The sequence below is a fragment of the Oligoflexus tunisiensis genome (genome assembly GCF_001748245.1).
Lineage (GTDB): Bacteria > Bdellovibrionota_B > Oligoflexia > Oligoflexales > Oligoflexaceae > Oligoflexus > Oligoflexus tunisiensis.
Genome location: NZ_BDFO01000001.1, coordinates 1,298,357 through 1,323,639 on the forward strand (window position 1 = coordinate 1,298,357; position 25,283 = coordinate 1,323,639).

21 protein-coding genes are annotated in these 25,283 nt (G+C 55.1%); 10 read left to right on the forward strand and 11 right to left on the reverse strand.

What is annotated here, in order from left to right; translation table 11 throughout:
- Positions 1-67: 67 nt before the first annotated feature.
- The 3 genes from OLTU_RS05685 to OLTU_RS05695 are packed head-to-tail and all read right to left on the reverse strand — an operon-like array spanning position 68 to position 4,085.
- Positions 68-1,072 (reverse strand): alpha/beta hydrolase, encoded by a 1,005-nt coding sequence (locus OLTU_RS05685; RefSeq protein ID WP_141731790.1) that lies wholly within the window; start codon positions 1,070-1,072, stop codon positions 68-70.
- Positions 1,072-2,487, reverse strand: coding sequence for a flavin-containing monooxygenase (locus OLTU_RS05690; RefSeq protein ID WP_141731791.1), 1,416 nt, complete (start codon positions 2,485-2,487; stop codon positions 1,072-1,074). Before OLTU_RS05690 ends, OLTU_RS05685 begins: the two co-directional genes overlap by 1 nt.
- Before the next feature lie 2 nt (positions 2,488-2,489).
- Positions 2,490-4,085 carry a GMC oxidoreductase gene (locus OLTU_RS05695; protein ID WP_141731792.1) on the reverse strand — a complete coding sequence of 532 codons (1,596 nt, stop codon included), beginning with the start codon at positions 4,083-4,085 and terminating at the stop codon, positions 2,490-2,492.
- A 188-nt stretch (positions 4,086-4,273) separates the two neighbouring features.
- Between OLTU_RS05695 and OLTU_RS05700 the strand changes: the two genes are divergently transcribed.
- The gene (locus OLTU_RS05700; RefSeq protein WP_141731793.1) at positions 4,274-4,720 is read left to right on the forward strand and encodes a hypothetical protein; all 447 of its coding nucleotides are present in this window, start codon (positions 4,274-4,276) and stop codon (positions 4,718-4,720) included.
- A gap of 154 nt (positions 4,721-4,874) precedes the next feature.
- Positions 4,875-6,149 (forward strand): DUF3421 domain-containing protein, encoded by a 1,275-nt coding sequence (locus OLTU_RS05705; protein WP_141731794.1) that lies wholly within the window; start codon positions 4,875-4,877, stop codon positions 6,147-6,149.
- 105 nt (positions 6,150-6,254) lie between these two features.
- Here the strand turns inward: OLTU_RS05705 and OLTU_RS05710 are convergent, their stop codons facing one another.
- Entirely contained in the window at positions 6,255-6,677 is a 423-nt protein-coding gene (locus OLTU_RS05710) for a secondary thiamine-phosphate synthase enzyme YjbQ (RefSeq protein ID WP_141731795.1), read from the reverse strand.
- A gap of 199 nt (positions 6,678-6,876) precedes the next feature.
- On the opposite strand from OLTU_RS05710, the gene OLTU_RS05715 reads away from it, so the two are divergent.
- The 4 genes from OLTU_RS05715 to lon all read left to right on the forward strand — a co-directional run bounded on the left by OLTU_RS05715 (position 6,877) and on the right by lon (position 12,465).
- Positions 6,877-7,758: a metallophosphoesterase family protein gene (locus OLTU_RS05715; protein ID WP_176736360.1), complete on the forward strand. Its 882-nt coding sequence runs from the start codon at positions 6,877-6,879 to the stop codon at positions 7,756-7,758.
- Positions 7,709-8,314, forward strand: coding sequence for a hypothetical protein (locus OLTU_RS05720; RefSeq protein ID WP_141731797.1), 606 nt, complete (start codon positions 7,709-7,711; stop codon positions 8,312-8,314). The genes OLTU_RS05715 and OLTU_RS05720 overlap by 50 nt, the downstream gene beginning before the upstream one ends.
- Positions 8,315-8,438: 124 nt before the next feature.
- The gene (locus tag OLTU_RS05725) at positions 8,439-9,977 is read left to right on the forward strand and encodes a Do family serine endopeptidase (RefSeq protein ID WP_141731798.1); all 1,539 of its coding nucleotides are present in this window, start codon (positions 8,439-8,441) and stop codon (positions 9,975-9,977) included.
- A gap of 28 nt (positions 9,978-10,005) precedes the next feature.
- The gene (gene lon / locus OLTU_RS05730) at positions 10,006-12,465 is read left to right on the forward strand and encodes an endopeptidase La (protein WP_141731799.1); all 2,460 of its coding nucleotides are present in this window, start codon (positions 10,006-10,008) and stop codon (positions 12,463-12,465) included.
- A gap of 17 nt (positions 12,466-12,482) precedes the next feature.
- Here lon and OLTU_RS05735 read toward each other — a convergent pair whose 3' ends face one another.
- The gene (locus OLTU_RS05735) at positions 12,483-12,761 is read right to left on the reverse strand and encodes a hypothetical protein (protein WP_141731800.1); all 279 of its coding nucleotides are present in this window, start codon (positions 12,759-12,761) and stop codon (positions 12,483-12,485) included.
- On the opposite strand from OLTU_RS05735, the gene OLTU_RS05740 reads away from it, so the two are divergent.
- The 3 genes from OLTU_RS05740 to OLTU_RS05750 all read left to right on the forward strand — a co-directional run bounded on the left by OLTU_RS05740 (position 12,760) and on the right by OLTU_RS05750 (position 16,834).
- Positions 12,760-14,094, forward strand: coding sequence for an adenylate/guanylate cyclase domain-containing protein (locus tag OLTU_RS05740; RefSeq protein WP_141731801.1), 1,335 nt, complete (start codon positions 12,760-12,762; stop codon positions 14,092-14,094). The two genes, OLTU_RS05735 and OLTU_RS05740, sit on opposite strands and share 2 nt — an antisense overlap.
- An 80-nt stretch (positions 14,095-14,174) precedes the next feature.
- A complete protein-coding gene (locus tag OLTU_RS05745; protein ID WP_141731802.1) occupies positions 14,175-14,504 on the forward strand; it encodes a hypothetical protein in 330 nt (109 codons plus the stop codon).
- A gap of 377 nt (positions 14,505-14,881) precedes the next feature.
- Complete coding sequence (locus OLTU_RS05750) at positions 14,882-16,834, forward strand: S1 family peptidase (RefSeq protein WP_141731803.1); 1,953 nt, start codon at positions 14,882-14,884, stop codon at positions 16,832-16,834.
- On the opposite strand, the gene OLTU_RS05755 is transcribed toward OLTU_RS05750, so the two are convergent.
- Together OLTU_RS05755 and OLTU_RS05760 are read right to left on the reverse strand one after the other, a co-directional pair.
- Positions 16,831-17,583, reverse strand: a complete 753-nt coding sequence (locus tag OLTU_RS05755) for an SOS response-associated peptidase family protein (RefSeq protein ID WP_176736361.1) — start codon at positions 17,581-17,583, stop codon at positions 16,831-16,833. The two genes, OLTU_RS05750 and OLTU_RS05755, sit on opposite strands and share 4 nt — an antisense overlap.
- 111 nt (positions 17,584-17,694) lie before the next feature.
- Positions 17,695-18,762: an alpha/beta fold hydrolase gene (locus OLTU_RS05760; RefSeq protein ID WP_141731805.1), complete on the reverse strand. Its 1,068-nt coding sequence runs from the start codon at positions 18,760-18,762 to the stop codon at positions 17,695-17,697.
- Between the two features lie 205 nt (positions 18,763-18,967).
- Here OLTU_RS05760 and OLTU_RS05765 point away from each other — a divergent pair, with 205 nt between their 5' ends.
- Positions 18,968-19,411 (forward strand): N-acetyltransferase, encoded by a 444-nt coding sequence (locus tag OLTU_RS05765; protein WP_218109861.1) that lies wholly within the window; start codon positions 18,968-18,970, stop codon positions 19,409-19,411.
- A 27-nt stretch (positions 19,412-19,438) separates the two neighbouring features.
- Here OLTU_RS05765 and OLTU_RS05770 read toward each other — a convergent pair whose 3' ends face one another.
- The 4 genes from OLTU_RS05770 to OLTU_RS05785 form a co-directional block, all read right to left on the reverse strand.
- Positions 19,439-20,842: a DUF1552 domain-containing protein gene (locus tag OLTU_RS05770; RefSeq protein WP_141731807.1), complete on the reverse strand. Its 1,404-nt coding sequence runs from the start codon at positions 20,840-20,842 to the stop codon at positions 19,439-19,441.
- Between the two features lie 25 nt (positions 20,843-20,867).
- The gene (locus OLTU_RS05775) at positions 20,868-22,598 is read right to left on the reverse strand and encodes a DUF1592 domain-containing protein (protein WP_176736362.1); all 1,731 of its coding nucleotides are present in this window, start codon (positions 22,596-22,598) and stop codon (positions 20,868-20,870) included.
- 202 nt (positions 22,599-22,800) lie between these two features.
- Positions 22,801-24,303, reverse strand: a complete 1,503-nt coding sequence (locus OLTU_RS05780; protein ID WP_141731809.1) for an RIFT barrel domain-containing protein — start codon at positions 24,301-24,303, stop codon at positions 22,801-22,803.
- A 186-nt stretch (positions 24,304-24,489) separates the two neighbouring features.
- Positions 24,490-25,275 (reverse strand): substrate-binding periplasmic protein, encoded by a 786-nt coding sequence (locus OLTU_RS05785; RefSeq protein WP_141731810.1) that lies wholly within the window; start codon positions 25,273-25,275, stop codon positions 24,490-24,492.
- Between the last annotated feature and the right edge of the window lie 8 nt (positions 25,276-25,283).

Here is a 25,283-nt window from a genome sequence, read left to right on the forward strand (position 1 = left end):
ATCTTCAGATGATTATAGGAGAGGACCGCCCCTCCATAAAGGTTGGCAAAACGACCTGGAAGAGACGTCAGGGAAATGGCCTATCGGCGGCAGCGGAAAGCGAATACCCTTCGTCACCTTGAAAGAGATCCTGCAGAAACGCGATGCATTCCATGGCAGCCGCACGGGCTTCGGGGACCACTAGCAAATTGACAAAGGCATGGATCATGTTGGGAAAGACGCGCAGCTGAACCGCGACGCCTGCCTCCTGCAGACGGCGGGCATAGTTGCGGCCTTCATCGAGCAGCACATCGCAGCCGGCCAGCGCGATAAAGGCCGGCGGCAGGCCTCGCAGATCCTCGCAACGAAGAGGCGAGACATCATGATGATCGTACTGACCTGCCGCCTGATAATGCAGGAAAAACCAGTCCACCAGGGAACGGGTCAGAACAAAACCCTGACCATATTTTTGATAGGAGACTGTATTCTGCGCAAAATCCGTGAGCGGATAGATCAAAAGCTGGGCATCCGGAAGGGGTTCCCCGCGATCCCGCAGGCGACGGCAGAGTATTGTTGCCAGATTGCCTCCGGCGCTGTCACCGGCCACCACCAGAGGCTGATTCTGCCAGCCCCAAATTTCGCGTTGTTCCTGGAGCCATTGAAAGAGGCGCTCGGCGTCCTCAAGAGCGGTTGGGTAGGGATGTTCCGGGGCACGCCGATAATCGATGGAAAAAACGCTGCAACGGGCTTCATCCGCCATGAGTTCACAGAAGGCGCGATGGGAGCGGCTGCTCCCCAATACAAAGCCACCGCCATGCATGAAGAAAACAACCGGCCGCGGTCCGCTCCAATCTCTGGGTTCCCAGTGGCGCATGGTGAGCGGCAGACGGGCGAAGGGAATATGCAGGGTTTCCTTGACCCTGGGATTGCGCCGCGGGCTGTTCATGCGGGAGGCGCATTCCATCAGGACACGGCTGATCGGTATCGGCAGGCGTTCCAGAGGTGGAACCCAGCTCTGGATGCGAAGAATCCGCCGGATACCTGGCGCAAGGTCTTCGACCGAACTGTAGATCCATTCCTCCTTTTCCACCATTACACGCGCACCGCTGAAGGAAAGGTTGTGGGGACACGCTCGGGTTTGTCTGCCCAGCGTTCGGCGCGTTTACGCCCCTCCTTGAATTCCTTGCGCAAATCGTAGGAATATTCAAGACAGTTGATCTGAATCGTGTGGCGCTGCGAGTCGGTATAGCGACGCTTCATCATCTCATGCTCGGCGCGCATGACCTTGTCCATCGTGTCCTTATCCGGCAGGCGGTAGGTGCCAAGCAGGTAGTCACCCATAAAGGATGCCTGCAGTTCGGCAATCGGCATGATGGAACAGAGCGGCTGGACAAGGCCGAGGAACAGCAGATTATCGTAACGCGGGGACATCATCCGTTTGAAAAGCGGAAGATCATTATTTTCATAGGGCAGAACCGTTTTATCAAAGAAGGGAAAACTGATTTTATATCCGGTCGCATAGATGATGGCGTCGATCGGTACCACGGACCCATCCACGAACTGGACCCTGTCTCCTTGCAGTTCCTTGATATTGGGTTTCGGTTTGATATCGCCACTGCCGAGCCGGATGTGAACCTCGCTCGAAATCGTGGGATGCGCCATGCCAAAGGCATGTCGAGGTTTCGGCAAACCATAGTCCTCGGGTCGCCCGACCGCCCGGCGAATTTTCCAGGAAATGAGCGGGAACGCGACTTTTTCAAAGTACTGATAGGGCACGATATGTTCCCACCAGAACGGCTCGCGACCTGGATGCCGCAGAAAGGCATCGGCCGGCCGACTGCCAAAAAACTTCGGCATGATATGCGTGCCGGAACGGGCGGAAAGATAGACATTGCGCGCCACCCCACGATTGCCGAGTTCACAGGCAATATCCATGGCTGAATTGCCCATGCCCACCACCAGCACATTGCGATCGATTAATTCATGGGGTTCCGTGGGATCCAGGTAGGCATGGGAATGCATGGTGATGCCATGGAATTCACCCGGAAAGGCCGGCTCCGGCCAGCGCGGATCCCAGTGGTGACCGTTGGCCACGATCACGGCATCATAAACCGGCTGCGTGCCATTCGCGAGCGTCAGCTGCCAGCTTCCATCCTTCTGCGGCTCGGCTTTTTTAACTTCCGTGTTGAAGGTGATATCCTCTTTCAGACGGAAGTGATCGAGGAAGGCATCAAAGTATTCCGCGATCTGGCTGTGATGGGGATACGTGGGATAGTGCCTGGGCATCGGAAAGCAAAGAAATTCCATCTGCTGCCGCGAGGTGTTGATGTGCAGCGATCGATACGCGGCGGACATGCCATTATCATTTTTGAAAATCCAATTGCCACCTGCCTGGCTGCCCTTTTCAAAGCAGTCGAAAGGAATTCCGCGAACCTTGAGCTCGCGACAGGCAATCATGCCGCTCGAACCTGCACCGATGATGGCCACCTTGGGTAACGTCCTTGTCATGTTCAGCTCCTATCCTTGGGTGGTATCAGACTCATGGCCCGCTCGGCCAGAGCCGTAATGGTGAGGGAGGGATTGACGCCAGGGTTGGCGGAAACCGCGGCCCCATCGACCACATAAAGGCCATCATAACCAAAGACCCGATGGCGGGAATCAATCACGCCTTCACTCGCATCGCGTCCCATGCAGCAGCCGCCTAAAATATGGGCGGTGGAGGCAATGCCAAAGATGGATTCCGTGAAGACACTGGTGAGCAGCCCGTCCACTTTTTTTGCAAAGAGGCGCGCGAGTTGGGTGGCCTCCTCCATAAACGCCAGGGGCTTCTGACCATCCGCTCCGAGCGCGGAACTCATCGTTCGCCGAAAGGCCAGCCAGGGCCTTCGTTTCAAAACGAAACGCAAGGTGCCGTCCAGGCTGCGCATATAGAGAAGAATCTGGGATTGTCGGCCGAAATTCGGCGTCAGGATCACCTTCAGCCAGCGCATGGGGTCCAGAGCCAACGTGCTGGCCATGGTCAGACTGCGATTCCAGGCATTGGGTCCGGGTGCGTGCGGGGCCATCAGAAGGCGGAAAAAACCTGATCCCGACCCATAGCGAACCGGTTCCAAATGCGAATGCTCGTCGGTGTGAAGAATCGAGCTGATGGCCAGGCCTTTGGAAAAATCATACTGGGAATGGCTGGTCACCACACCAATGATGGATTCATTGTTGGTTCGAACGAACTGCCCCAAAGCGGGCGACAGATGGGGAAGACCTTTGGGATCCTGCTGCATGTTCAGCAGAAGCCTGACTGTGCCGAGCACCCCGCCGCTGAACACGACCTGCCGCGCCCGAAGTTTTTCCGTGCGGTAAAACAGCCAACCGCGGCGTCGTTGCACGGTAAGCTCATAGCCCTGCTCCGCAACCGGGCGCACGGCCACCACGCGCGACAAGGGTTCTACCGTGGCGCCTCTTTTTTCAGCCAGGTATAGGTAATTTTTATCAAGGGTGTTTTTGGCCCCGACCCGACAGCCTGTCATGCATGCGCCGCAGTAGGTGCAGCCGGTGCGCGGCGGCCCTTCCCCTTGAAAATAAGGATCGGGCACGGTCTTTCCCGGCTCTCCGCAGAAGACGGCGACATCGGTGGCCTGGAATTTATCCCTGCAGTTTATTTCATTCGCAATCTCTTCCATGACCTGATCGGTCAGGGTAAAGTGCTGATTGGTCGCCACCCCCAGCATGCGTTTGGCCTTGTCATAATAGGGCAAAAGCTCCTGCTTCCAATCGGCAAGATGCGACCAGGATGAAGCTTTGAAAAAACCGTCCTTGGGAACCGGCAGGGTGTTGGCATAGACGAGGGAACCTCCGCCCACACCGACGCCTGAATAAACGGTGATATGACCAAAAAATGAGATTCGGAATGGCCCCATAAAATTCAGGAGCGGGAGCCACAACCAGCGTTTCAAATTCCAATTGGTGCGGGGAAAATCACGCGCTTCGAAACGGCGCCCTTGTTCCAGAACCTTGACGTTATAGCCTTTTTCCGTCAAACGCAGAGCCGAAACACTGCCGCCAAAACCGGAACCGATAATGACGAAATCAAAATCTGCATCCTGACTCATGGTGCTGGCCCCATCGTTTTCTGGGAGGACGATGCATGCTATCGCACAAGCGGTGAGAGTCAAATGAAAAAGAAACTGAAGGGTGCAGGTCCTGCGTGGGGGTATGTGGGAACATACCGAGCCCGGCTACCGTTGCCAGTCCATTTTTAGTACAAATGTGAAAGAACTGCGAAGAGGAGACGCGCGCCATGGAAAAAAAACCTGTCCTGCCCTTTGCGGCTGTTCTTGCCATCGCGGCCGGCTGGCTGTTCGTCACCCGTGGCGGTCATCAGGATCCGATCCCGCTGGATCTGTCCCCTTCCCGCAGCGGCACCGGGACCAGTGTTACGGTTCAAGCCGAGGCTGATCCGGCGAGTGACGAAGAGCGGGAGCAGCGCCTGGCCGAACTCTTCCAGGAGGAGGATTCCGCCTGGCCTCGTCATGCCGATATTCATCGCATCCACTGCGAGGGCCAGACCTGTATCATCGAAGCCTCACCCAAGGGTGATCCGGCCCTGCTCCGCAGCCAGATGGAAAACCTTTTGCGCGAGCACCCCTGGCTTGGAACACGTATGGATACCAGCGCGAGCGAGGGGCCGGCGGATACCCTGACCTTTGCATTTCATCGTGAGGCCGCGCCTTCCACCCCCCCGTAAATTGTCAAAAATCCTGGCGGCGAACCTGAATTTTCGATAGTCCATGCGGACCATACGGGCCAATTCTTACAGTAAAACAGGAGTTTGTTCACTTCGATGCGCATGGCCTTCGTCTTGCAGGAATTGCCGAAAGACGCGAACCCAGGAGACGGAAATGGGATGGATTGGAAAGACCTTGTGTGTGCTATTGGGATTGACAATCGGGAGCGGCTGCAAAAATCTTCAACCAGGTGAGAAGGTAACAGATAAGGTATTTAAGGCGCCGGATTCGTCCGTGCTGGAACCGGAGTCTGAGACCGAAACACCAACCCCAGACACCCCACCGGCCGAAACGGTGCAGGCAAAGCTTGCGGGTTATCCGGAAGCGAAGAGCCCCAATGCTCAATATGAAATCAGCGTTACTGGTGTAGCGGAATATAAGTGGAAAGTCGGAGCCTCGGCTACGGAATGTCGGGCGACGGATGGATATTCTGATTTCGTTCCGGCCGCTACGCCCATCAAAATTGACCTTGCAGCCCGCGCGGAAAGCCCTGCGATTGTTGCCGTTTGCGTGCTTGGAAAAAGTGCCAGCGGTGAAACGCAGAATTTTCCGAGCATGGCCACCTGGGTCTGGACGCCTGAGCTTCCTACCATGACCGATCAGATTGATTTGATCGATGGCCAAAACGAAATCAAAATCATCCCCAAGGTGACCAGCGGCAACTGGCTGATCGTTCGCAGCCGCGAGTCCTTGAATGCCATGCCTGAGGACGGCAAGGAATACACCGTGAATCAGCCTTTGGGCAACGGCACGGTTATGGTTGCCGGTCCCATGGCCGAGTTTGTCGACAAGTCGGTGAAGAATGAAGAAAGCTGGAACTATACCTTCTTCGCTTATACCACCGCGCGACGTTATTCAATTCCCTTGACCCGCGGCCTGACGCTTAGCAAGCAGGAGCTGCTTTGGGTTCCCAAGAGTCTGATCCAGCCGGGTCAGCTGGGTTTGGAAGCTCGCGCCAATAACAAGCGCTATGTTTGCCGTTCCCGTCACTTCGTTGATGGAGAAAATCGGGGCATCCAGGCGGGTGCGATGGATAATCCCGCTGATTTGAAGGCCGGCAGCTGCAATTATGAATACGGCGGCGTTGTGTTTCGGAGCACCGCCTATGATGTGCTGATGGCCAACAAAGGCAACCCGGCTGATCTTGTGCGCTGGATTCGGAGTTCTGCCGATGCCACGGCCACGGCGATCCCGAATGGTTCCATTGTCGCTGGCACCGATGATACCGGCGCCACTGTGGGGCCGGAGCTTTTTATCTGCCTGGGAGTGAATGCACAGTTTCCCGGTAAGGCCGGTGCGCATCTGCCGAATGGCTGCCGCTCCTATGTGGGCAATAACAACGGCACACCCGCGGTCAACGCGACCTTTGATGTACTCGCCTTTAAATAAAGACGGTCGTCAGCTCCAGCATGCCATCGTGTGTGCTGGGCCCTCGATAGCTCTTGTTTGATCCCTCGTTTCTCCCCCCTCTTTTTGCAGAGGGGGTTTTTGCGTTCAGGAACGCCCGTAAACCGTACAAATGATTTCCCGCTGATGGCTCCGCTCCCGATGCTCACAGAGATAAATTCCCTGCCACGTTCCCAGCATCAGACGTCCTTCGCGCACGGGAATTTGCAGACTGACTCCCATCAGGGACGATTTCACATGAGCCGGCATATCATCCGGACCTTCCACCGTATGACGAAAATTTAATTGATCGGGCACAATATGATGGAGCGCCATATCAAGGTCGCGGCGGACATCGCTGTCGGCGTTTTCATTGATGGTCAGTGACGCCGAGGTATGCCGTAGAAAAAGCTGTAAAAAACCAACCTGAATCCGGGTCAGAGCTGGACAGGCCTGCACGATCTTATCGGTGATGAGAATGCTGCGGCCGCCAGTGGATGCAATCGTGACTATGCTTTGTTCCCATTCCATACGGAGTCCCCTTTCTGTGTCGGGCCTGAGCTTATACGAAGGCCGCGGGCGGAACAACGGTGGATCAGCCATTTCGGACTATTATGGCAGACTAATTTTTTCCATGATTGCTCAAAGCCCCCATGACCCAGTAAAATTTTCTTACCTCAGAAAAGCCGTAGTTATCCTGGCTCCATTCTCTCTTCCATCGGAGGCTGTCTTGCGCAATTGGCAATCGTTACTCAAGCTTTGTGGGGCCATGATCCTGGCAACCTGTGGAACCTCGGAGCGTTCCAATCCCGATCAGTTGCCGGAAGGGGGTGAATACTACTTCAGCATCTTCGGCGACAGTCGCGACGGCAATGATATTTACTCTATTCTGCAAAATCGTTCCATCGCCGTGGGCAAGCCGCTGGCCGCCATTCATCTGGGTGACATGATCTCGACGCCCAAGAGCACCGAGCAGTGGCCTTCGTTCGTGTCGCTGACGCGAACCTATTTCGAATCCACACGCTTTTATCCCGTCATCGGCAATCATGATGTGGAAGATGCCCGCAGTTTCGATCTTTTTCTGGCCGCCTTTCCGCAGATGGACACTACCGGTTATGAAGTTGAGTCCATCGGCGAATGTTTCTGCATTATCACCAACACGGAAGATCTTGAAATCCGGCCAGGCGTAATCGGGCCCACGCAGCTGGCCTGGCTGGAAGCGCAGTTGAGTTCCGAGGCGGCCCAGAAAGCCCGCTTTCGCATCGTCTTTACCCACCGCCCTTTGTTTCCTCAGCATCATCATCGGGATAAGCCCCTGCAGCCGGTGGAAACCCTGCACAGCCTCTTTCAGAAGTACAAGGTCACGGCTGTTTTCGCTGGTCATGAGCATAGTTACTCCCGCATCGAAAAGGATGGAATTCATTACGTGATCACAGGCGGTGCCGGTTCACCGCTGCATGCGGATGCCGGCACGGATGCCGCTTTTTATCATTATCTCCAGGTGTCTTATTTGAAAACGGCATTACAGCTGCGAACCATCGATCACACGGGAAAAGTACACGATGACTTCAAGATTGAACTTCCAGAGATTTCTGATTCTTCTGCTGAGTAGTCAGGCCGGCCAGGCTCTGGCCTATGACATCAGCCTTTCGATCGGGCAGTATGAACCCTTCGATGGGGTTGTGAACGGCGTGTACAAAAATGATGCCCCGAGCTATCTCCTGCGTTTCGCGGTGCCGAGGAGCAACGGCCTCAGCTGGTCGTCGACGCTGGTGTACTATGAATTCAATAATCGCGTGGCCAACCTGGAAAGTGATGTGCGTTTGACCGCTCTGCAAACCGGTTTTCGAAAAACCTTTCTGGAAAAGACCGAGCCTGGCTTTGGTCTGGAACCTTTCTTCGGTGCCAGTGCGGGCCTTGTCTCCCTGCAGTCGCAGGCGGAAAATGATGTGACCAACCAAGCCTATTCCAGCGAGGCGAAATACGGTCTTTCCTCCTCCTGGGAGGTTGGAACCCAGATCAACAGCAGCCTTCTGCAAAATGTGGATTTTGAAATCAAGATGACCGATCTTGCCGTCGGGCGCAAGCTCTTCGGTAACTTGAATATGGGCGGTCGCATTCTGTCCATGGGCTTTCAATACAGCATTCCGGTGGAAGCAGCCCATTGAGGAAAAATCCCTGAGTGAATGATGTAGGGGATTTTCCCTGGCTGGACTTTTTATGAAGGAGGCATAAAGTAAAACCTGATGGCACGGGCAGACGCATGGCTCAGGTTCATCAGGAGGGCTCATCATGGCACCAGCTTTATGCCTCTATCGCCGCCACCTGATTCTGCTATATGGCATCCTTATTGTGCTTACGGCATCGTGCACGCGCGCCTCGGAACGCGAAGCAGACCCGACGCGACCAACGCCGGCGCTCGTTCCAGCTCCGGTCGGTAACCAGGAAGCTGCCTCTGTCACTGCTTTGGAAAATCTCTCCCGTGGTGTGGCGGCTGTGGCCAGTAAAGTCAACCAGGGTGTGGTGCTCATCTCCACCGCGCGCACCGTTCGAGGCACACCATTCGAGGCGCTCGATCTCTTTGAATATCTCTTCGGACCCAACCCCGGCCGTCGTCCGACACCCCGTGAACCACCCGTCTTGCGACAGGAGGGTTTGGGATCAGGCTTTTTCACCAACATCGAACAGGGCCTGATCATGACGAGCAACCACGTGGTGGAAGGTGCGGATGAAATCAATGTGAAACTTCCCAACGGTCGCCGCTATCCGGCCAAGGTTGTCGGTCGCGACGCGCGCACGGACATCGCCCTGGTCAAGATCAGCAGCCCTGATCTGCAAAAGGAAGGCGCGATCGCTCTAGCCTTTGCGGATTCACAGCAGGCCAAGGTAGGTGACTTTGTGGTCGCGCTGGGGGCACCTTTTGGTTTGGAAGCGAGCGTTTCGTTTGGAGTGGTCTCGGCCATCGGCCGCGGAAATCTTAATATCACAGAGCTTGGTGATTTCATTCAGACCGATGCCGCCATCAATCCGGGCAACAGCGGAGGCCCTCTTGTGAATATTGCAGGCCAGGTGGTGGGTGTGAACACCGCGATCTTCTCCCGATCAGGCGGATACAACGGCATTGGCTTCGCCGTGCCCTCGAATCTTGCCCGACGGATTGCGGATGAGCTGATTAAATCAGGCAAGGTGGAGCGCGGCTATCTTGGAGTGCAGCTGCAGCCTCTTGATCCATCCCTCGCGGAAGCGATGCGCCTGCCTGAAGGAACGGAAGGGGTGCTGGTGGCCAACGTCGCCGAAAACAGCCCGGCTCGCGCCTCTGACCTTCAGGCCGGGGATATCATCACACGTGTCAATGAAACTCCAGTGCGGAATGCTTCGGATCTGGCCAATACCATTGGTCTGATGCTGCCCAACACCAAAGTGAAACTCACCCTTCTGCGCGATGGCAAGAGCCGGGAGGTGGAGGTCACGCTGGGGAGCTATCCCGAAGAAAGCGTGGCGGCCACGACACCGCAAACGCCAGCTCCTGCCGGTCCGCGACCTGATGAAGTTTATGGCCTGAGTCTGGCTCCCATGACGGAGAGTCTCGCCCGACAGCATGGGCTGGCGAGCCGCACGGGGCTTATTGTTGAAGCGGTTCAGCCTGGGTCGGCGAGTGATCAGGCGGGGCTTAAGGTCGGTGATGTGATTCTGACAGTCAATCACCAGCCGGTGAGCCGAACGCAGGATTTCTGGAATCTCACCAAGGGTCAGGAAAGAGTCCTTTTACGGGTGGAGCGACAGGGGAATTATTTCTATTCTCCTCTCGATCGATCCAAAGGCCAAAGCTGAATGGGATTCAGTGGAAGGAGGGGTCGTGATGGCTGCCACGCAAGTGAATGATCAGCCCACAACCCACCAGCAGCTGCCTGTGATGCCGGTCCTCGGCAATGTGCTTTTTCCGGGTACATTTCTCCCCCTTGTCGTCGACGATGAGAAGATGATAGCCGCCGCGGAAGAGGCGCTCGAGCGTCCTGATCGCAATCTGATTGCCCTCACCTTGCAAAGCACCTCGCGTGCCGGTTATCCCCTGGGAAATTATGAATTATCGCGAGTGGGCACCCAGGCTGTGATCAGTCGCCTGCAGCGTGAGCATGGCAAGATCAATATCGTCTTGAACGGCATTCAAAGGGTCATGGTGGAAAAACTCAGCGACCATGGGCGCTACCTGGAAGCCCAGGTGCGCGTCCTGGAGTTTCTGCGCGAGGATGATCCCGAGGCCACGGCTCTGCTGAAGGAAACGCTCAAGCTTGTTGAGGAAATGAACCTGTACGTCGTCTCGGAAACCGGCCAGCCGATCGCCGACCTCGTTCATCGCATCGCCAATCCTGTCACGCAGATTTATCTCATCGCCATCCTTTTGAATCTGGATATGGACAAGCAGCAGGCCCTGCTGGAAGCGTCCAGCAAGCGCGAACTCTGTCGCCTGGCGCATGCCTATGTCTCGTATGAGTACAAGGTGCAGAAGCTGCGGGAGAAAATCGCCGGCGAGGTTTCCAATGAACTCGGCAAGGAGGAACGGGAATATCTTCTGCGACGGCAGTTGAGTGAAATCCGCAAGGAGCTGGGGGATGAGGTCAATGCCCGCGAGGAGCTGAGGGATCTGACGGAAAAACTGGAGGCCAAGAGTTTTCCCGAAAACGTCAGGATTGAAGTGGATAAGGAAATCAAACGCCTCGCGCACATGACCGATACCGCTTCCGAATATCAGATCATCCGCTCCCATCTGGAGCTGATTGCCGATCTGCCATGGACGGAGAGCACCCCGGATAATTTTGATCTTGGGCGGGCGCAGATGGTTTTGGATGAGGATCATTACGGGCTCAAGGATATCAAGGATCGCATTCTGGAACAGCTGGCAGTTTTAAAGCTGAATCCTCAGGCCCGGGCCCCCATCCTCTGTTTTGTGGGGCCACCGGGTGTGGGAAAGACCTCGCTCGGTCAATCCATTGCCCGGGCCCTGGAAAGAAAATTTGAGCGCATGAGCCTCGGCGGTATGCATGATGAAGCGGAACTGCGTGGGCATCGGCGCACCTATGTTGGAGCCATGCCGGGTCGTATTATCGAGGCCATGCGACGCGCCGGATCAAAGAATCCCCTGTTGATGCTGGATGAAGTGGACAAGCTCCGCACCGACTTTGCCGGTGATCCGGCTGCGGCGCTGATGGAGGTTTTGGATCCGGCACAGAACTGTGCCTTTCATGACAATTACCTGGATCTGCCCTTTGATCTTTCCCATGTGTTCTTTATCGCCACGGCCAACAGCACCGATTCCATTCCAAGACCTCTGCTCGATCGCATGGAGATTTTGAGACTGTCCGGCTACACCGATGAAGAGAAGATTCAGATCGCGAAGCGTTACCTTTTGCCTCGACGCATCAAGGAATCCGGTCTGGAGGAAACGCAGCTGCGCATTCCGGATGGCACGCTGCAGGAGATCATTCGTCAGTACACCCGGGAAGCAGGTGTACGGGAACTGGAACGTCGTCTTGCGCATGTCGCCCGCAAGGTGGCGATGCGGGTCGCTCAGGGAGAAACGGAAGAGGTGACTCTGGAGCCGGACTCGCTGCACAAATACCTCGGGCCTCGCCTCATTTTTGTAGAACAGGTGCGGGAAAAATGGTCGCCTGGTGTGGCCACGGGCCTCGCCTGGACGGAAACCGGCGGTGATCTGATCTATATCGAAGCCTGTCTTTTGCCGCAGAGAAAGGCGGATCTTAAAATGACTGGACATCTGGGCGAGGTGATGCGCGAGTCGGTGCAGACGGCCATCAGTTATGTCTGGTCGCGGCCCGAACTCCTGGAATCAGACAAGGCCCGTTACCGTCACGCGGGTCTCCACATTCACATCCCGGCCGGTGCCACACCCAAGGATGGACCCAGTGCGGGTCTGGCCATCGCCATTGCCCTGGCCTCGCTCTATACGCATCATCCGGTGCGCAAGGACCTTGCTGTGACGGGTGAGATCACTTTGAGTGGTCTGGTTCTTCCTGTGGGTGGCATTAAGGATAAAATTCTCGCCGCGCATCGGGCCGGTATTCATGAAGTGATGCTGCCGAAGGCCAATGAGCGGGATCTCGACCAGCTTCCGGAGAGCACCCGCCACGCTCTGCAGTTTTTCCTGGTGGATGATATGGAGGAGGCTCTGCGTGAAGCGATTCCGCCTTTGCATCGGCACTTGAGTTCCAGGACAGCATTCCCGTCCGCCGAGGCTGGAGATTCTTTTCCAAGACCTCACGCTCCCATGCAGCAGCCGCCGCCTGCCGGTCTTCCGCTATAAACTGCATCAGCCAGCCGTTAGGGGCGACGCGAAGTCACATGAGGCTGAGCGGGCGACATCCAGGCCAGAATTTTTCTGTTCAGAATGCGGCTCATGGCGCGATAAATGCTCAGACGCACCTTCAGGCGGGTCGAAATCCCAACTGTGACCTGTGCATGAGATGTGGTGGCAATATTATTGATCGCGGGTTCACCCTGATAAAGGCACTCAGGATTCAAGACGTCTTCATAGATCTGAGCGAGACCTGTCGCCTGTGAATTATAGAAGATCGTTAGCAGTCGTTCAAGTGTCACCATGTTCTGTCGTCAAAACCGCGAAGGCTTTCGACAGTATTTGAACGCTTTTGTCGCCGATCGCCTCCTGCTGTCGCCCGTGGCCCTCCTGGTGGGCTGTTCGCTGGTGATATTTTCCGTTCTGAATGGTCTGAAATACGGCTGGCTGGTGGGTATAGCTTATGTGCCCGTGCTGGTCCTGCTTCTGCTCTATAAGATTCTTTTCGAATTGAGTTATGCCGTGAAAGGCAAAGCCATTCTTTGGGCGGATATCGTGGTCGCAGCGATGTTTGTCGGATTCAATTTCGTCCTTTGGGAAATCAACCAAAGCGGAGCCATCCATAAAATCAGCAGCAATGGGTCCCTGGCCATCCTCCTGGTCACGAGCAACTTCATTTCGGTCAGTCGCACGCTGCCGACTGTTTACATGAAAGCGGCAGCCTTTGTCATCTTTGAGACCCTCTGTCTTTACCTGGTGGCTCCGGATCTGATTAATGTTTTCAAGATGGAGATTATCTTTGGCGCCGCCTTCTCCCTGGCGACGGGTTACCTTAAAAATCAGGTTTTGAAGCTCTACTACTATCATACGGAAACCGGCAGCGCGTCTCTCATGCATGCCCACAGTCAGCTGCAGAAACTGGTCTTTCCGCATCAGCTGGATTTGATGAAGGTCGGCTACAACCTCGAGGAAACCATGCCGGTGGGCTCGGGTGAGGCGACCGTGGTGTGTTACGATATTCAGAATTCCACGCGTATGCCGCAGGAGAAATTGAATCAATTCCTGCAGGTGATCCTGGAGCGCTGCCACGATGTTTTCTCTGCGGGATACACTCATAATCCCCTGCAGGTGACCGCCTATAAACTGAAGGAGATGGGTGACGGCTTTATCTGTATCGTCGGCTTTCCCCTGCCGCAGCCATCGCATCAGTCCCCTTATGAAACAGCGGTGAATGTCGCCCTGCAGTGCCAGCGCATCACGGAAGAGGTACGCCAGGAGCTGGGATTGACCGATGGATACTGTGCCATTGGCATCGCATCCGGCCTCGTCCATTCGTTTTATACGCGGGTCGGCATCAAGGTTTATGATGTGTACGGTGAGCCTTTGGTTATGGCGCGACGTTATGAGGAATTCAGAAAGCAGTACCGCCGTTATTATCCGGTGCCCGAAGGGGACATCATTTGCGTTGAAGCCCGCACGTTGGAATCCTGCCCGCCTGAGCTGCAGAAAAAATTTCGACGCCTCGAACTCGAAAAGCACAAGCTTCAGGTGCGGGATGATGCAACGGCACCCCATGTCTATGTCGCTGTCTTCGATTGCGACCACACGAGCATGCTCCCGAGGATACGCTCCGTCTGAACAATCCAGTCTTCCGTCACAAGTTGTGAGGGCCCGAATTTTGCAGGGTTTGGAAGAGGACCAGGAGGGAGGGTCGTGTCATGTTAAACAAAATATTTTGCCTGGGACTCCTCGTGTTCGCACCGTCACTGATGTTCGCCCAAACAGCGGAACAGCAGACCGTGCCACGTGAACCTCAGGTCCCGCCGCGAGGTGATAGTGCGGCTCCATCCGGAGCGACAGAAGGTCGCGAGTTTGATGAAGGACAGGTCGAGCCGCCCGCAGAAGGGCAAGTGGAAAGCGTTCCTGAAGGCCATGTGGAGGCCATAAATCCGGCCGGTCGTCAGCCTCCCGCGGAGGAGGACACCACACAGCCTGATCTTTTCCGATTTGAGTCGAGGCTTTTTAATCCGATTCCATCGGATGAATAGCTGAACAGGCATACTCCCGCCTCACGCGGGGGTATGCGTTTTACGAAGCGGTTTCCATGGGATACAGGTTCCCGAACGGTTTTACGCGGGAAAATGCCAGGGCTTTGACACTGTTACTCAAATATTCCTTTATATTTTCCGAAATTTAAGCACTCCACTGACGAAATAGCCTTGTTTTTTGGACAGTCGTGGCGGTTTCCTTCTGATCGCGAAACCCCTGATTTTTTCAGTTGTTTTCGCGGATTATCAGCCATTTTTCCAACCTGCAGTTGTTTTCACGAAACTTGCATCAATTTTGACAGAGCAAACATCTCGGGTTTCGACCGCCTTTTCCGCAAGGAATGAGGGGGTGGGCACTTATGTGGGGGAGGTGAAACATGCTCAAGAAATTCTGCCTGTTCATCTCTTTGGCCCTCGTGGGTGGGGCCAGCTCATCAGTGGGCTGGGCGAATCCTATCAAAAAAACCTTTCAGTATTCGGTCATGGAAGTGGTCATCGAGCGCTCCAAGGATCCACAGGCCGAGCTCAACCGTCCCATTCCTTTTCAAAAGATTCCCTTCAAGCAAAGAACGGATCGCTTCATTTCCATAGGCACAGCCTGGTTTATCAATGATCGGGAGCTTTTCTCGGCCGCGCATGTCTTCCAGGCGAACTTTGTGCCCTTCACGCAAAATTTCTATGTGCGCAACATCTTCGGTCAGATCTTCCCGGTGGATACGGTGACGCTTTATTCCAACCGCTTTGATATCGTCAGTTTCACACTGAAAACCTATCCGAAGACCATAGTTCCCATCTCGGTGGCCAGGACCTATAACATCGGTGATGACGTCTGTGTGCCCGGTAACGCGCTGGGGCAGGGCATCAGTCTGCGCTGTGGTGGCCAGATCTCATCACTGACCCCGGAACCGAAAAACGGCGAATGGAATGAGATTTTCTTTTCCACGCCGGTGAGCCCTGGAAACTCGGGTGGTCCATTGATCGATAACAGCGGGAGGGCCATCGGCATTGTGATCCGCAAGATTCAAGGCGAGAACCTTAACATCGCCACGCCGTTCAATGAGTTGACCAAACTGAAGGCCAGACTGGAATATGTGGAGAAGGACCTCGGCTATCAAAGCAAAGTGGTCCAGCCGCTGTTCGCCAAGAGCGATCTGCTCATGAGCAGCAATCAGCCGATGCCCATGATGGTTTGGTTGCGGCTTTTGGTGGCCGGCACCAATGATCACCTCTTGAAGATGGCCAGGGCCTATGAGTCGTCCTGGCTCAAAAACGGAGTCATGAAATCCAGGGCGGCTCAGGCTTATTACCGCAATCCGCGAAAGGGAGCCTTCTTCACTCAGGTTAAATTCGTCAATCAGGATCTTTCAATGGTCGATGGTGACGAAGGCATACTGGAACGCTACCGACGCACCAAAAGGCGAATCATTCAGCAAAAAATAGCGGAAAAAACCCTGTTTTTTATCGGCCGGAATCGCGGTGAAAGACTGGATGCCCTCGTGAACAATCCCAAGGAACTGATGGATTCCATACTGTCCACCGGCCGGGTGATCCCGCGCAAGATCGTCGACGAGGAACTGTTTTATGTCACACTCGGGAAGCCCGCCGTGTCCACCCTGGTGACTGACCTGCAGGGCCGCAATTGGGTCATGTACAGCTGGAAGGTCAATGAAATTGAGACGACGGCGGCTCTGCTGTGCACGCCACGACCGAGCGATGTGGCCTGCTACCTTCATTCCCATGAATCCATGCTGGCCCCGGAAACGGTGGCCGCGATGTTCCGGGTGGACGTTTCCGAAATGACCTTGAGTTATTCCGGATCGAGCGCGGAATGGGCTGAGTTCCTGGCCCCGACCCAGCGTTTGCGGCCCAATTTCATGGCCGGTGTCTCGATCAGTCGGGTCGATGGGAAACTGAAGATAGCCGCTCAGGAGCTGACCATCACCTCGCCGGGTTCGCCTGGCTTCCATGATGCGCTGATGGTGACCTTCAGCCCTGATCCCATCTCTCCCCTGCGGCAGTCCGCTTTTGCCATCTCCTATGTTCCGAACCTTGCGGAACGGATCATCGTCTCAGCGACGAAGGTTTATAAGGCCGGCAGTCCACCGACGCAAATGAGCAGCTGGGCGGATAAACCCACCGGCACTGTGTTTCGCACCAAGGCCGGCAAATTCATGGCAGCCCGGTTGATCGATCAAAAAAACAGTCCCGTGGCCCTGATGGGGTATATGTACGGAGATGAGGAGAAAAAACTCAACCGCTTTTGGAAGAGCACTGAGTTCAGCGTGGCATCACCGTTTGCTGTTGCGAACCGCAATCAACCGCCGCGTTAAGCTGCCTCCGCCAGTCGATGTTCAAAGACCGGTTTTTTCCGATTATTGAGCAACTCGAGAAAGTCCTCCTCGCTCATCGACTTTGGATTCAGCCACAGCTCGATTTCCTTGCGACTCAAAATCACCGGGCAGCGGTCATGTCCGGCGTTTTCAATTTCCGGCGTCGGCACATCGGTGATGATCGAAAAGCCGACATCCCTTCCGCCATCGAAACCTTCCCCCTCCTCCGAATAGGAGAAGATGGTGGGGACCAGGAGCGGCTCGTTATGATCCGGCTTGAATTCAATCACGATCTGCCTTAAGCGGGGATCCTTGAGTTCGGTCGGCGTCGGCTTATATTTCTTGCCGGCTGCCAGGATGCGGGCCTTGCGCTCCTCCGCCTGCTTTTCAAATTCCGCCTTGACCTGGGCCAGCGTCACGACTCCAGCTCGCAGGACATCCTTCACCGCCACCCATTCATAAAAGGCTTCGAGCACCACAAACCCATGATGTTTCATAAAGCCCACGGACCAGAAAGGACTCAGGAGATTGTCACGCCGGGCATTGAAGGTTGTATATTTTTTGGGATTTGGAATGTTATGCGGGGGATAGGCCCCATAACGCATCAGCTCGGATACCAGTTTGTCACCGGAGCCATGATGAATCACAGGACCATAGGAACCCGGAAAAATCCGCTCGCGGAGTGGGGGAAATTTCTTCGGATCGGCGGCGGAAGCCCGTTCAAAGATATCCGTCTGATTCCGCACCATGATGGGCAATCCGCTGTTTTTGTCAGTCCATCGTTTTACCAAGGCGGAGTAGCACATTGAGACATCCTCCCAGCTGTTCTCCCCAACACGTTACCTCACGCCCGGATTTTCTTAAAGATGTGACTCGTAAAACTGAGCCGCCTTGTCCCAGAAAGGAAGGCGGATCGCGTCGGTTTCATTGAAAATCTCATGACGGGCTTCCTGGACCTTGATCAGGGTGCAGTCCGCAGCCTGGGCGCAGAAGCGGTCGTGAGCTTCCGGCTTCACAAAGGTATCCCGACCCGCCTGAAACATCAGGATCGGTGTCGTCACCTGGCGGATGGTATTCCTTTTGGTCAAATGCCGGGTCGCCTTTAAAGTCTCGCGGAGCCACTTGACGGTCACGCCGCCCATAGCGAGGTCTTCCGCCAGGTTATCGGTGCGGTTGCGTTCAAAGCGGACGCGGGAGCTGGTGGAGGCCTTTTCAAAGACCCAGCCCTCAGGAGTGAAAGTTTTCTGACCCGGAGCATAGTCCTCATCACGGCCCGCGAAATCCAGAAGACCGGCGAGGCCTCGGGCGATCCAGCCTGGATAAGGGGCGGTGTTCAGTTCGAGCAACGGGGCATTCATCACCGCCGCCTGGAAAACACCGGGATGGCGTTCCAGCCAGGCGAGGGCGATGGCACCACCCATCGAGTGGGCGAAGAGAAACAAAGGTTTATCGTGAGGAACCCTTGTGTTCATAAAGATTTGCATGTCGTCCACATAGTGGTCGAAGTCGTCCACATGGGTCTTGTAACGATCCGCCAGAAGGCGATCAGAGTGGGCGTGACCGCGGTGTTCCCAGATATAAACCGAGTAGCCGAGGGCATAAAGGTTGTAGATGGATTCGCGGTACTTGAGGATCGATTCCCCAAAGCCATGGCTTATCACGACGCCGGCTCTGGCGCTCGGATGCTCCAGACGGAAGAAATGGATTTGTTTGCCGCCCACGCCGGTGAAGTACGCGGATTCACCCTGAGCCATGAGAGGCAGGACATAAGTGTCGAATTGGTTTTCAAAATCCGCTTCGGCAATCTGGGCCGGAGCAGCGGCGATCGACGGCATGCGGTCCGTGCTTTCCGCCAGGTGGGAAGGGTTGTTGGCACCGCAGGCTGCCAGGATCCAAGCCAGCAAAAGTTGATAGGGCGCGTGTTTCATGCGTCTCTCCGCTCGAGTTTGAGTGAACAGAGGGCATGTACCAGATGCTATCGAAATAGGCTATATAAGAAACATTGGGCTCATTATGCGTCAAAGTGACTGTATTGGGTTTGGCTGGTATTTCCATGTTAAAATCGAGAGTGGAAGGACCAATCAGGTCCCTTTTCTTTATGTTGGAAACATGGCAACACACATAAGCCCGTCTTTGAGCCAGACCGTAGAACGTATTCGTACAATTGAAGCTCAGTGTTTTCCCTTGGATATGCGCATACGTGCTGAAGATTTGGATTTCATCATCCAACATCAATGTTTTGTCCTGCATGAAACGATCGGCTTTCTCACCTACCTGCCGATCGATCCCAGCTTTTCCGATGATCCCGACTTTAAGGAATCCAAGATGGTGGACCTCTACTGTCCCGCCAGCAGGACCCTCTTTATTTTCGGCATTGCCGTCGTGCCTTCATCGCAACGCAAGAGCATTGCCTGCGAACTTCTGCATGCGCTGCCGGATGCGGACTGCATTCTTACGGAAGCCGTGTCGCCATCTGGCGTCGCATTTTTTGAACGCAACGGCTTTCACGTCATGCACTCCACCGCCGACGGGTTGCTCATGCGGAAGCTGGCGATGCCTGCCGTGAAGAGTGCATGATCCGCACGCAACGGATCATGCCTTGTATCAGCCGACGAGTTCCTTGAGCGGACCACTGAACGCGGCATTCCCGATCGACTGGACATCCGTCTGTCCCATCAGGTGGGCAACGCTTACCAGCAGATGATTCCAGGGTGTGTTGGCATTGCTGTTATATTGATCGTAGGCATACTCGATCAGACGCCCTCCCGGCAATTTCCCACCCAAACGTCCGGCGAGAAACGCTGGAATATTCACACCATCATGATTGTTTGGATTCTCACCCATATCACTGGCGACCAGCATGAGGGTCTCATCGAATAGAGTTTTGTCACCGATTTTCACACTCTTGAGTTGTGTGATCAGTGTCGCCACTTCAGCCATGATGGATTTTTGAATGTTGTGAAAGCCAATGCCGTTCGCATGGGAAAGACTGTGATAGGCAATCCCGGATGCCGGACTGCCTTCAAAGGCAAATTCCCGGTCCAGATCCGAGAAGCCATACTGCAGAAGTCCCACCCGTGTGATGCCGCAGGCCAGAGCCTGGACCAGCATTTCACGATTGACCTTGTTAATCGCGGCCGTGGCTTCGGTCCGGTGATACCACTTCGGCCAGCTATTGGGATCGACGTTGCCGGCGGTCGGAATCATACTCTCCAGAGCCTTGGGACTGCAGGAAACGCTGGACACCGGCGCCGTCTGTTGGGTGATGGATTCCTGCCTTTGGATCTCCTTGCTCAGATCATCCAGTGCCAGCACATGGGCTTCGAACATCGAGCCTTCCAGGGGACCCAGTTTACGTTTTACCTGGCGCAGATCATCACGGATAAAATCGATGATGCGTTTGCGGCCCTGTTGAATGTCGATCTGCGCGAGACGCAGAGCCCCCGAACCGCCCGTGCTGGGCGTGAAGCTTCCAAAGATGTCGGCAAACGCCGCACCCGGATTGTCCTGAGCCGGCTGAGGTTGACCGTTGTCGCGAAATGAAACCGGCTTCTGGCCATCAAAACTCGAATAGACACCAAGCGCCACGAGACGCCGCAGCGTGTTGCCACCCAGCCGATCGGCCAGCAGTTGATCCAGGGAGTAGGGTGCAGCATTCGCCCCCGCGGTGCCGGTGCCACCCCAGCCGGCAAAGACCTGGCGCGGCCCACCGTAGTGATTGGACTCCCCGCGCGTGGAGAGGCCTGAGAAGAATGTGAGGTCCGCCTTGTGCGGCTCCAAAGGCGAAGTCACGATCGGCAAGGGACCCAGTCCTCCGCCTGCCGCCTTGGGCCAGAAGCTATCCTTGTAGGAACCCGCGGGGAAATACACAAAGAGCGCCCGCGCGGTGCTGGCTGTCTGACCATACGCCTCGGTTTCACGGAATATCCTAAGGAGAGGCAGAAGAAGCAGCGCACTCGTGGTGGATTCCAGCAATTGACGACGGGAGACACTGTTTTTTATTTTCATGGAGTATTCTCCGATTTCAGGTTTGTTATTGTTCAGGTTCACCGATCAGGCGTATGCGAAATGCAGGACTGGCCACCAGTTCGAGGATGGCGTTGCGGAGATTGCCGCCCTGAGCTTCCATGGCTGCCGTTATGGCTTCGATCTGGCAACGGTCCAGTTCACTTTGTACCGAATCATTGGCTTTCACGGCCGCACCCAGGATGTCCCGTGGCGCAAATTCCATGCGACCGAGACCATAGCGAAAGTTCTGCCTCACGAAGCATTGGAGACCCTGCCGGGATTTGCCGATAAGCTGGCTTAAACTCTGGGGACTGGTGATCGTCGCGTCCTGACCATCAACCCGCAGCTTGCCATCCACGACGATGGGTTGGCCGGCATCGGTGTCGCGGAAGACGCCGATGGCATCAAAGTTTTCCAGCGCAAAACCGAGGGCATCAATGGTGGCGTGACAGGACGCGCAGGCCGGAATCTCCGAGTGACGGCGGAAGCGTTCCTTGTTGCTTAGTCCCGCCTGGGGTTCAGGAATATTGACCGCAGGAGGCGGGACAAAGCCAACACAGAGCAAACGTTCAGCCACAAAAACACCGCGCATGATGGGGTTTGGCTGGTCTGGAAACGCATGGCTCGCCAGAAATCCTGCCTGCCCCAGAACACCGCGCCTTTGACTTTGAACGAAGGGCAGACGTCCATCTGATCCGGGTGTGCTGCCATAGATAAAGCCGACGGAGGCATCACCGATCGTATAATCGGCGTTCATCAGATGATCAAAGGTTTTGGCCTCAGCATCAAACATGGTATGGACGAAAAAGTTTTTGGCTTCATCCACGAGTCGGGTTTTGACATCAGCGGTGAACTGAGCCTGGGGTTTCATCACGGTCTGAACACGGCCGGCATTCAGCCACATGCCGGCGAAATCAGCCATCGCCTCGCGAGCTTTGGGATCGGCCATCAGACGCTCCGCCTGGCTTTTGACTCCTTCCGGACTGCGCAAGGCCCCGGACTGGGCCGCAGCCCGCAGGGCGGCATCGGGTGGCCGCCGCCAGAGCAGATAGGAAAGTGAGGAGGCGATTTCCCAGTCGGTCAGGAGAAAACTGCCATCGGCCTGGAGTTCACCAAATTCCGGGCGATAGAGAAAATGCGGCGAGAGAACCAGAGCCTGGAGTACAAAGCGCATGGCCTGTTCCGGATCCGCTCCATCCGCAGTCAGAGTTTCATGGAGGCTGACGAGACGCGCGATCTCGTCCTCGGCCAGGGGGCGGCGCCAGATATCAGCGCCCACCTTGGGAATCGTCTGTCGGATACAGCCGGCACCCTCACTCACACAAGGGAAGAGGCGTTTGATGTCGACTCGGCTGCTGAGCGTTTCGGCAAATTTCAGATAGCCTTTGAGTCGATTGCTATTGAAAAAGTTTTCAGGCGTGATGACGGTATCGAAGGCTTCATGTTTTGGAATATCGTTGACCAGTTCACCAAAGTCCACAGCCTCGATAGAGCCGAAAACATCCTGGATGGTGTTGACCAGTTCTACATTGCTCAGGCGACGCCAGGCCCGCAGACCGCGATGCGTCGTGCTGTCCTCACAGGTCAGTCCCTGATACTGGTTGGCTCGCAAGCCGCCGGCAAGATCAGCGCCAAGCGGAACGCCATCCAGTGAGGTCACAGATGGTGCAGGTTTGGGTTTGGGTGGACTTTTTTTAGAACAGGCCGCCAGACTGAACAGAAGCAAAAGGCCAAGAACAGGAATCAGGCATCGCATGAAATACTCCAGACGCATGGATTTCCAGGGAGGAGGATTTTTTGTTCGACGTCATGGTATTTCCTAATGTTCTGTGCCTGATGTGACGGTATTAGGCAGCAATAATCATGCCTTGCCGTGGGCCTGAAAAATTGAGGGTTTGGCGGAGGCGGCCTGTCCAAGGCCCGGACTGTGTCAGCGCCTTGGACAGTTTTTCTGGTTGTCAGTGCTTCGCATACCAGAGGAAGGGACCGCTGGAGCGATAGGCCTGATTAAACTGCTTTCTGTTCCCGATATGGCCGAAGTTTACACCCTTATCCAGGATCTCCCAGCCCATCTCGAGATAGCGTTTATCCTTGCCACCGGCCCAGTATGCAAAGCCGTAGCCTTGCACGATCAACAGGTTGAGATCAGGCTGCGGGCCACGCAAATCCTCAAGATAGCCGCCACCATTTTGATAGCCGCAGGCCGTCATATACGCAAAACCCCGATCCAGCCAGGCGGTTCGGTAGAGCCAGTCCGCAGCTTTCTTTACAGACGCCACGATGCGCGGATCAGCGAACCATTCGTGGTAAGCGATCAGAGCCTCGAAGAGCAGACCGGTCATGAACGGTGAACCACCGTAGGCATTCTCATCCGGACATTCCTCGGTATCGTGGTTATAAAGATTATGGATCCAGCCTCCATCCGGATATTGATCCTGGGTCTTGAGGAGATTTTCGATGCGGGGTTTGACAGCCTCAAGATATTGCGTTTCACCGCTCATGCGGCCATAGGTGATGAGCCCGAGAATGGGAAAGGCGACTTCGCGTTCCGTCCAGAATTTGCGGCCGTTTTTCGGGAAGTAGAAGAAATCAACGGCGGTGGCTTTCAGCAGATAATCCGCCATGAGCTTGCCGACCCGAAGGTTTTCGGGATCGCCGGTCAAAAGGTAATCCGCTTCCAAAGCCCGAAGATAAAGGTAGCGGGTTTCCCTGCGGCCATTCATTTTACCGGCATTCGGACCGCTTTGAATGATTTGATCCTCACGGTAGTGGAGCAGCTCACGGCGGGCCCAGGAGAAAACCTCGAGATTGCCCGTTCGAACGAAGTGAAGATACCAGTTGAGGCTGGTGGAGTAGTAACCATCCAAGCGCGCATCCTTCCCCCAATCTTCCGAGCCCTTGAGCCGATCGAAGCCTTCCTGCTGCCTCTTGTCGTAATTTTCAACCAGCTCGCGATGGTGGGCGTCCGGGAAAACGGAGGCGCTCCCGGCTGGCAGCAGGGGTCCGAAGGCTGTGGTTTCTGTTAAATACGCCGCATCAGGAAAGGCAACAGCGGCGGGTTCACGGGGGATGGGAGCGGCGGCGCGGGCTGGCGTTGAGGGACTGGTCTTGAGCCTTAAGGTGAGTTCCACGGGAAGCTGGTCGGCGGAATGTTCAAATTGCAAAAGGACGGATCGCACGGAGCCGTCAGGCCATTGAGCGAGGGGTTTGATGAAAACGGGGATTTCCTCGTTCCCCTGGAAGAGGGCCAGGGTCGAGACGGATGTGACCCGACCTGGCGCAAAAGGAACTCCGTTGGATACGAGCACGCGTCCCGTTTTTTGTCCCAGGCTTTCGGCGTAAAGGGTGATGCCGTCCGTTTCTGATCGAACGGAATGTTGGGATTCCGATGCCGGCGTTGCATCGGGTTTACTGCCACAGCTGATGATGATAAAAAGAAATGAAAAGAGGGTGAGTCTCATACAGTCATGCTCCTATTTCGAAAGTGTCCGACCAGAGTGCCTGTATAGGCAAAAGTTTGATAGCCTAACTGCGTGCGGATTCACAATCAAATAATGGAGCTGTCATGGATTGAAGACAGGATAAGGCGGGGATGTGTTGAGGGAAAGAGACTCGGGGACAAGACGTAGCGCCTCGTCCCGTGCTGATCAGAAGCCTTCCAGGCTATCGTATTTCTTCTTGGCCTTTTGACCTTCTGGTGTGTTGATGTAGTCACTGCTGAACTTCCAGATTTTTTCTGTCAGTTCCTTGTTGCTGCTATAAAACTTGTCCGAGAACACGAGGAAATATCCCCGCATGTAGAGCGTCTTTTCATGTCGCTTGATGCCCATCTTTTCGGTCACGCGCTCCACCTGATTGTCGTGGACGGCGATGGCATCCAATTCCTTGTTTTGTAAACGTTTGAGCATGGCGGACGTTGATTTGAAAGTCTGGACCTGAATGCCTTCGCTCCGCAGGTTTTCCACCACAGAGTTGCCTTCCAGTCCTCCAATCGTGAATTTGGCCAGATCGCTAATACGCTCGCCTGTCCAACTGAATGTGCTGCCGGGATTATAAAAGAGGGTATAACCCGACATTGTAAAAGCATACTGTGGGTCGGGCTCGCCGTTCTTCAGCGGAGGATAGGCCCAGCCCTTATCCCGGCTGACTTCATAGGCGACCGGCCCATAGATATCGACTTCATTCGCTTCGATCAAAGTCCGACAGGCCCGCCTGGTCCGACGAACGATCTTCACGGGAATGCCAAGCTTCTTTTCGACGTCGAGAATGAAATCGATGAGAATTCCAGGCAATTCGCTCTTTTCTGTGCCGGCTTTGTTTAAGTAATAGAACGCGGAGGTTTCGTTCGCGCAGTAGCGAATCTCAGGGGCATTGGCGAGTGCCATCGATTCCAGGATTGATATGGAAAGAAGGAACTTTGCTACGGATTTCATATAGGCCT

Bases quoted from the DNA above. Each gene is read 5' to 3' on its own strand.
- OLTU_RS05685 (WP_141731790.1), bottom strand. From the start codon at position 1,072: ATGGTGGAAAAGGAGGAATGGATCTACAGTTCGGTCGAAGACCTTGCG.
- OLTU_RS05690 (WP_141731791.1), bottom strand. From the start codon at position 2,487: ATGACAAGGACGTTACCCAAGGTGGCCATCATCGGTGCAGGTTCGAGC.
- OLTU_RS05695 (WP_141731792.1), bottom strand. From the start codon at position 4,085: ATGAGTCAGGATGCAGATTTTGATTTCGTCATTATCGGTTCCGGTTTT.
- OLTU_RS05700 (WP_141731793.1), top strand. From the start codon at position 4,274: ATGGAAAAAAAACCTGTCCTGCCCTTTGCGGCTGTTCTTGCCATCGCG.
- OLTU_RS05705 (WP_141731794.1), top strand. From the start codon at position 4,875: ATGGGATGGATTGGAAAGACCTTGTGTGTGCTATTGGGATTGACAATC.
- OLTU_RS05710 (WP_141731795.1), bottom strand. From the start codon at position 6,677: ATGGAATGGGAACAAAGCATAGTCACGATTGCATCCACTGGCGGCCGC.
- OLTU_RS05720 (WP_141731797.1), top strand. From the start codon at position 7,709: ATGACTTCAAGATTGAACTTCCAGAGATTTCTGATTCTTCTGCTGAGT.
- OLTU_RS05725 (WP_141731798.1), top strand. From the start codon at position 8,439: ATGGCACCAGCTTTATGCCTCTATCGCCGCCACCTGATTCTGCTATAT.
- lon (WP_141731799.1), top strand. From the start codon at position 10,006: ATGGCTGCCACGCAAGTGAATGATCAGCCCACAACCCACCAGCAGCTG.
- OLTU_RS05740 (WP_141731801.1), top strand. From the start codon at position 12,760: ATGTTCTGTCGTCAAAACCGCGAAGGCTTTCGACAGTATTTGAACGCT.
- OLTU_RS05735 (WP_141731800.1), bottom strand. From the start codon at position 12,761: ATGGTGACACTTGAACGACTGCTAACGATCTTCTATAATTCACAGGCG.
- OLTU_RS05745 (WP_141731802.1), top strand. From the start codon at position 14,175: ATGTTAAACAAAATATTTTGCCTGGGACTCCTCGTGTTCGCACCGTCA.
- OLTU_RS05750 (WP_141731803.1), top strand. From the start codon at position 14,882: ATGCTCAAGAAATTCTGCCTGTTCATCTCTTTGGCCCTCGTGGGTGGG.
- OLTU_RS05755 (WP_176736361.1), bottom strand. From the start codon at position 17,583: ATGGTGCGGAATCAGACGGATATCTTTGAACGGGCTTCCGCCGCCGAT.
- OLTU_RS05760 (WP_141731805.1), bottom strand. From the start codon at position 18,762: ATGAAACACGCGCCCTATCAACTTTTGCTGGCTTGGATCCTGGCAGCC.
- OLTU_RS05770 (WP_141731807.1), bottom strand. From the start codon at position 20,842: ATGAAAATAAAAAACAGTGTCTCCCGTCGTCAATTGCTGGAATCCACC.
- OLTU_RS05775 (WP_176736362.1), bottom strand. From the start codon at position 22,598: ATGCGATGCCTGATTCCTGTTCTTGGCCTTTTGCTTCTGTTCAGTCTG.
- OLTU_RS05780 (WP_141731809.1), bottom strand. From the start codon at position 24,303: ATGAGACTCACCCTCTTTTCATTTCTTTTTATCATCATCAGCTGTGGC.
- OLTU_RS05785 (WP_141731810.1), bottom strand. From the start codon at position 25,275: ATGAAATCCGTAGCAAAGTTCCTTCTTTCCATATCAATCCTGGAATCG.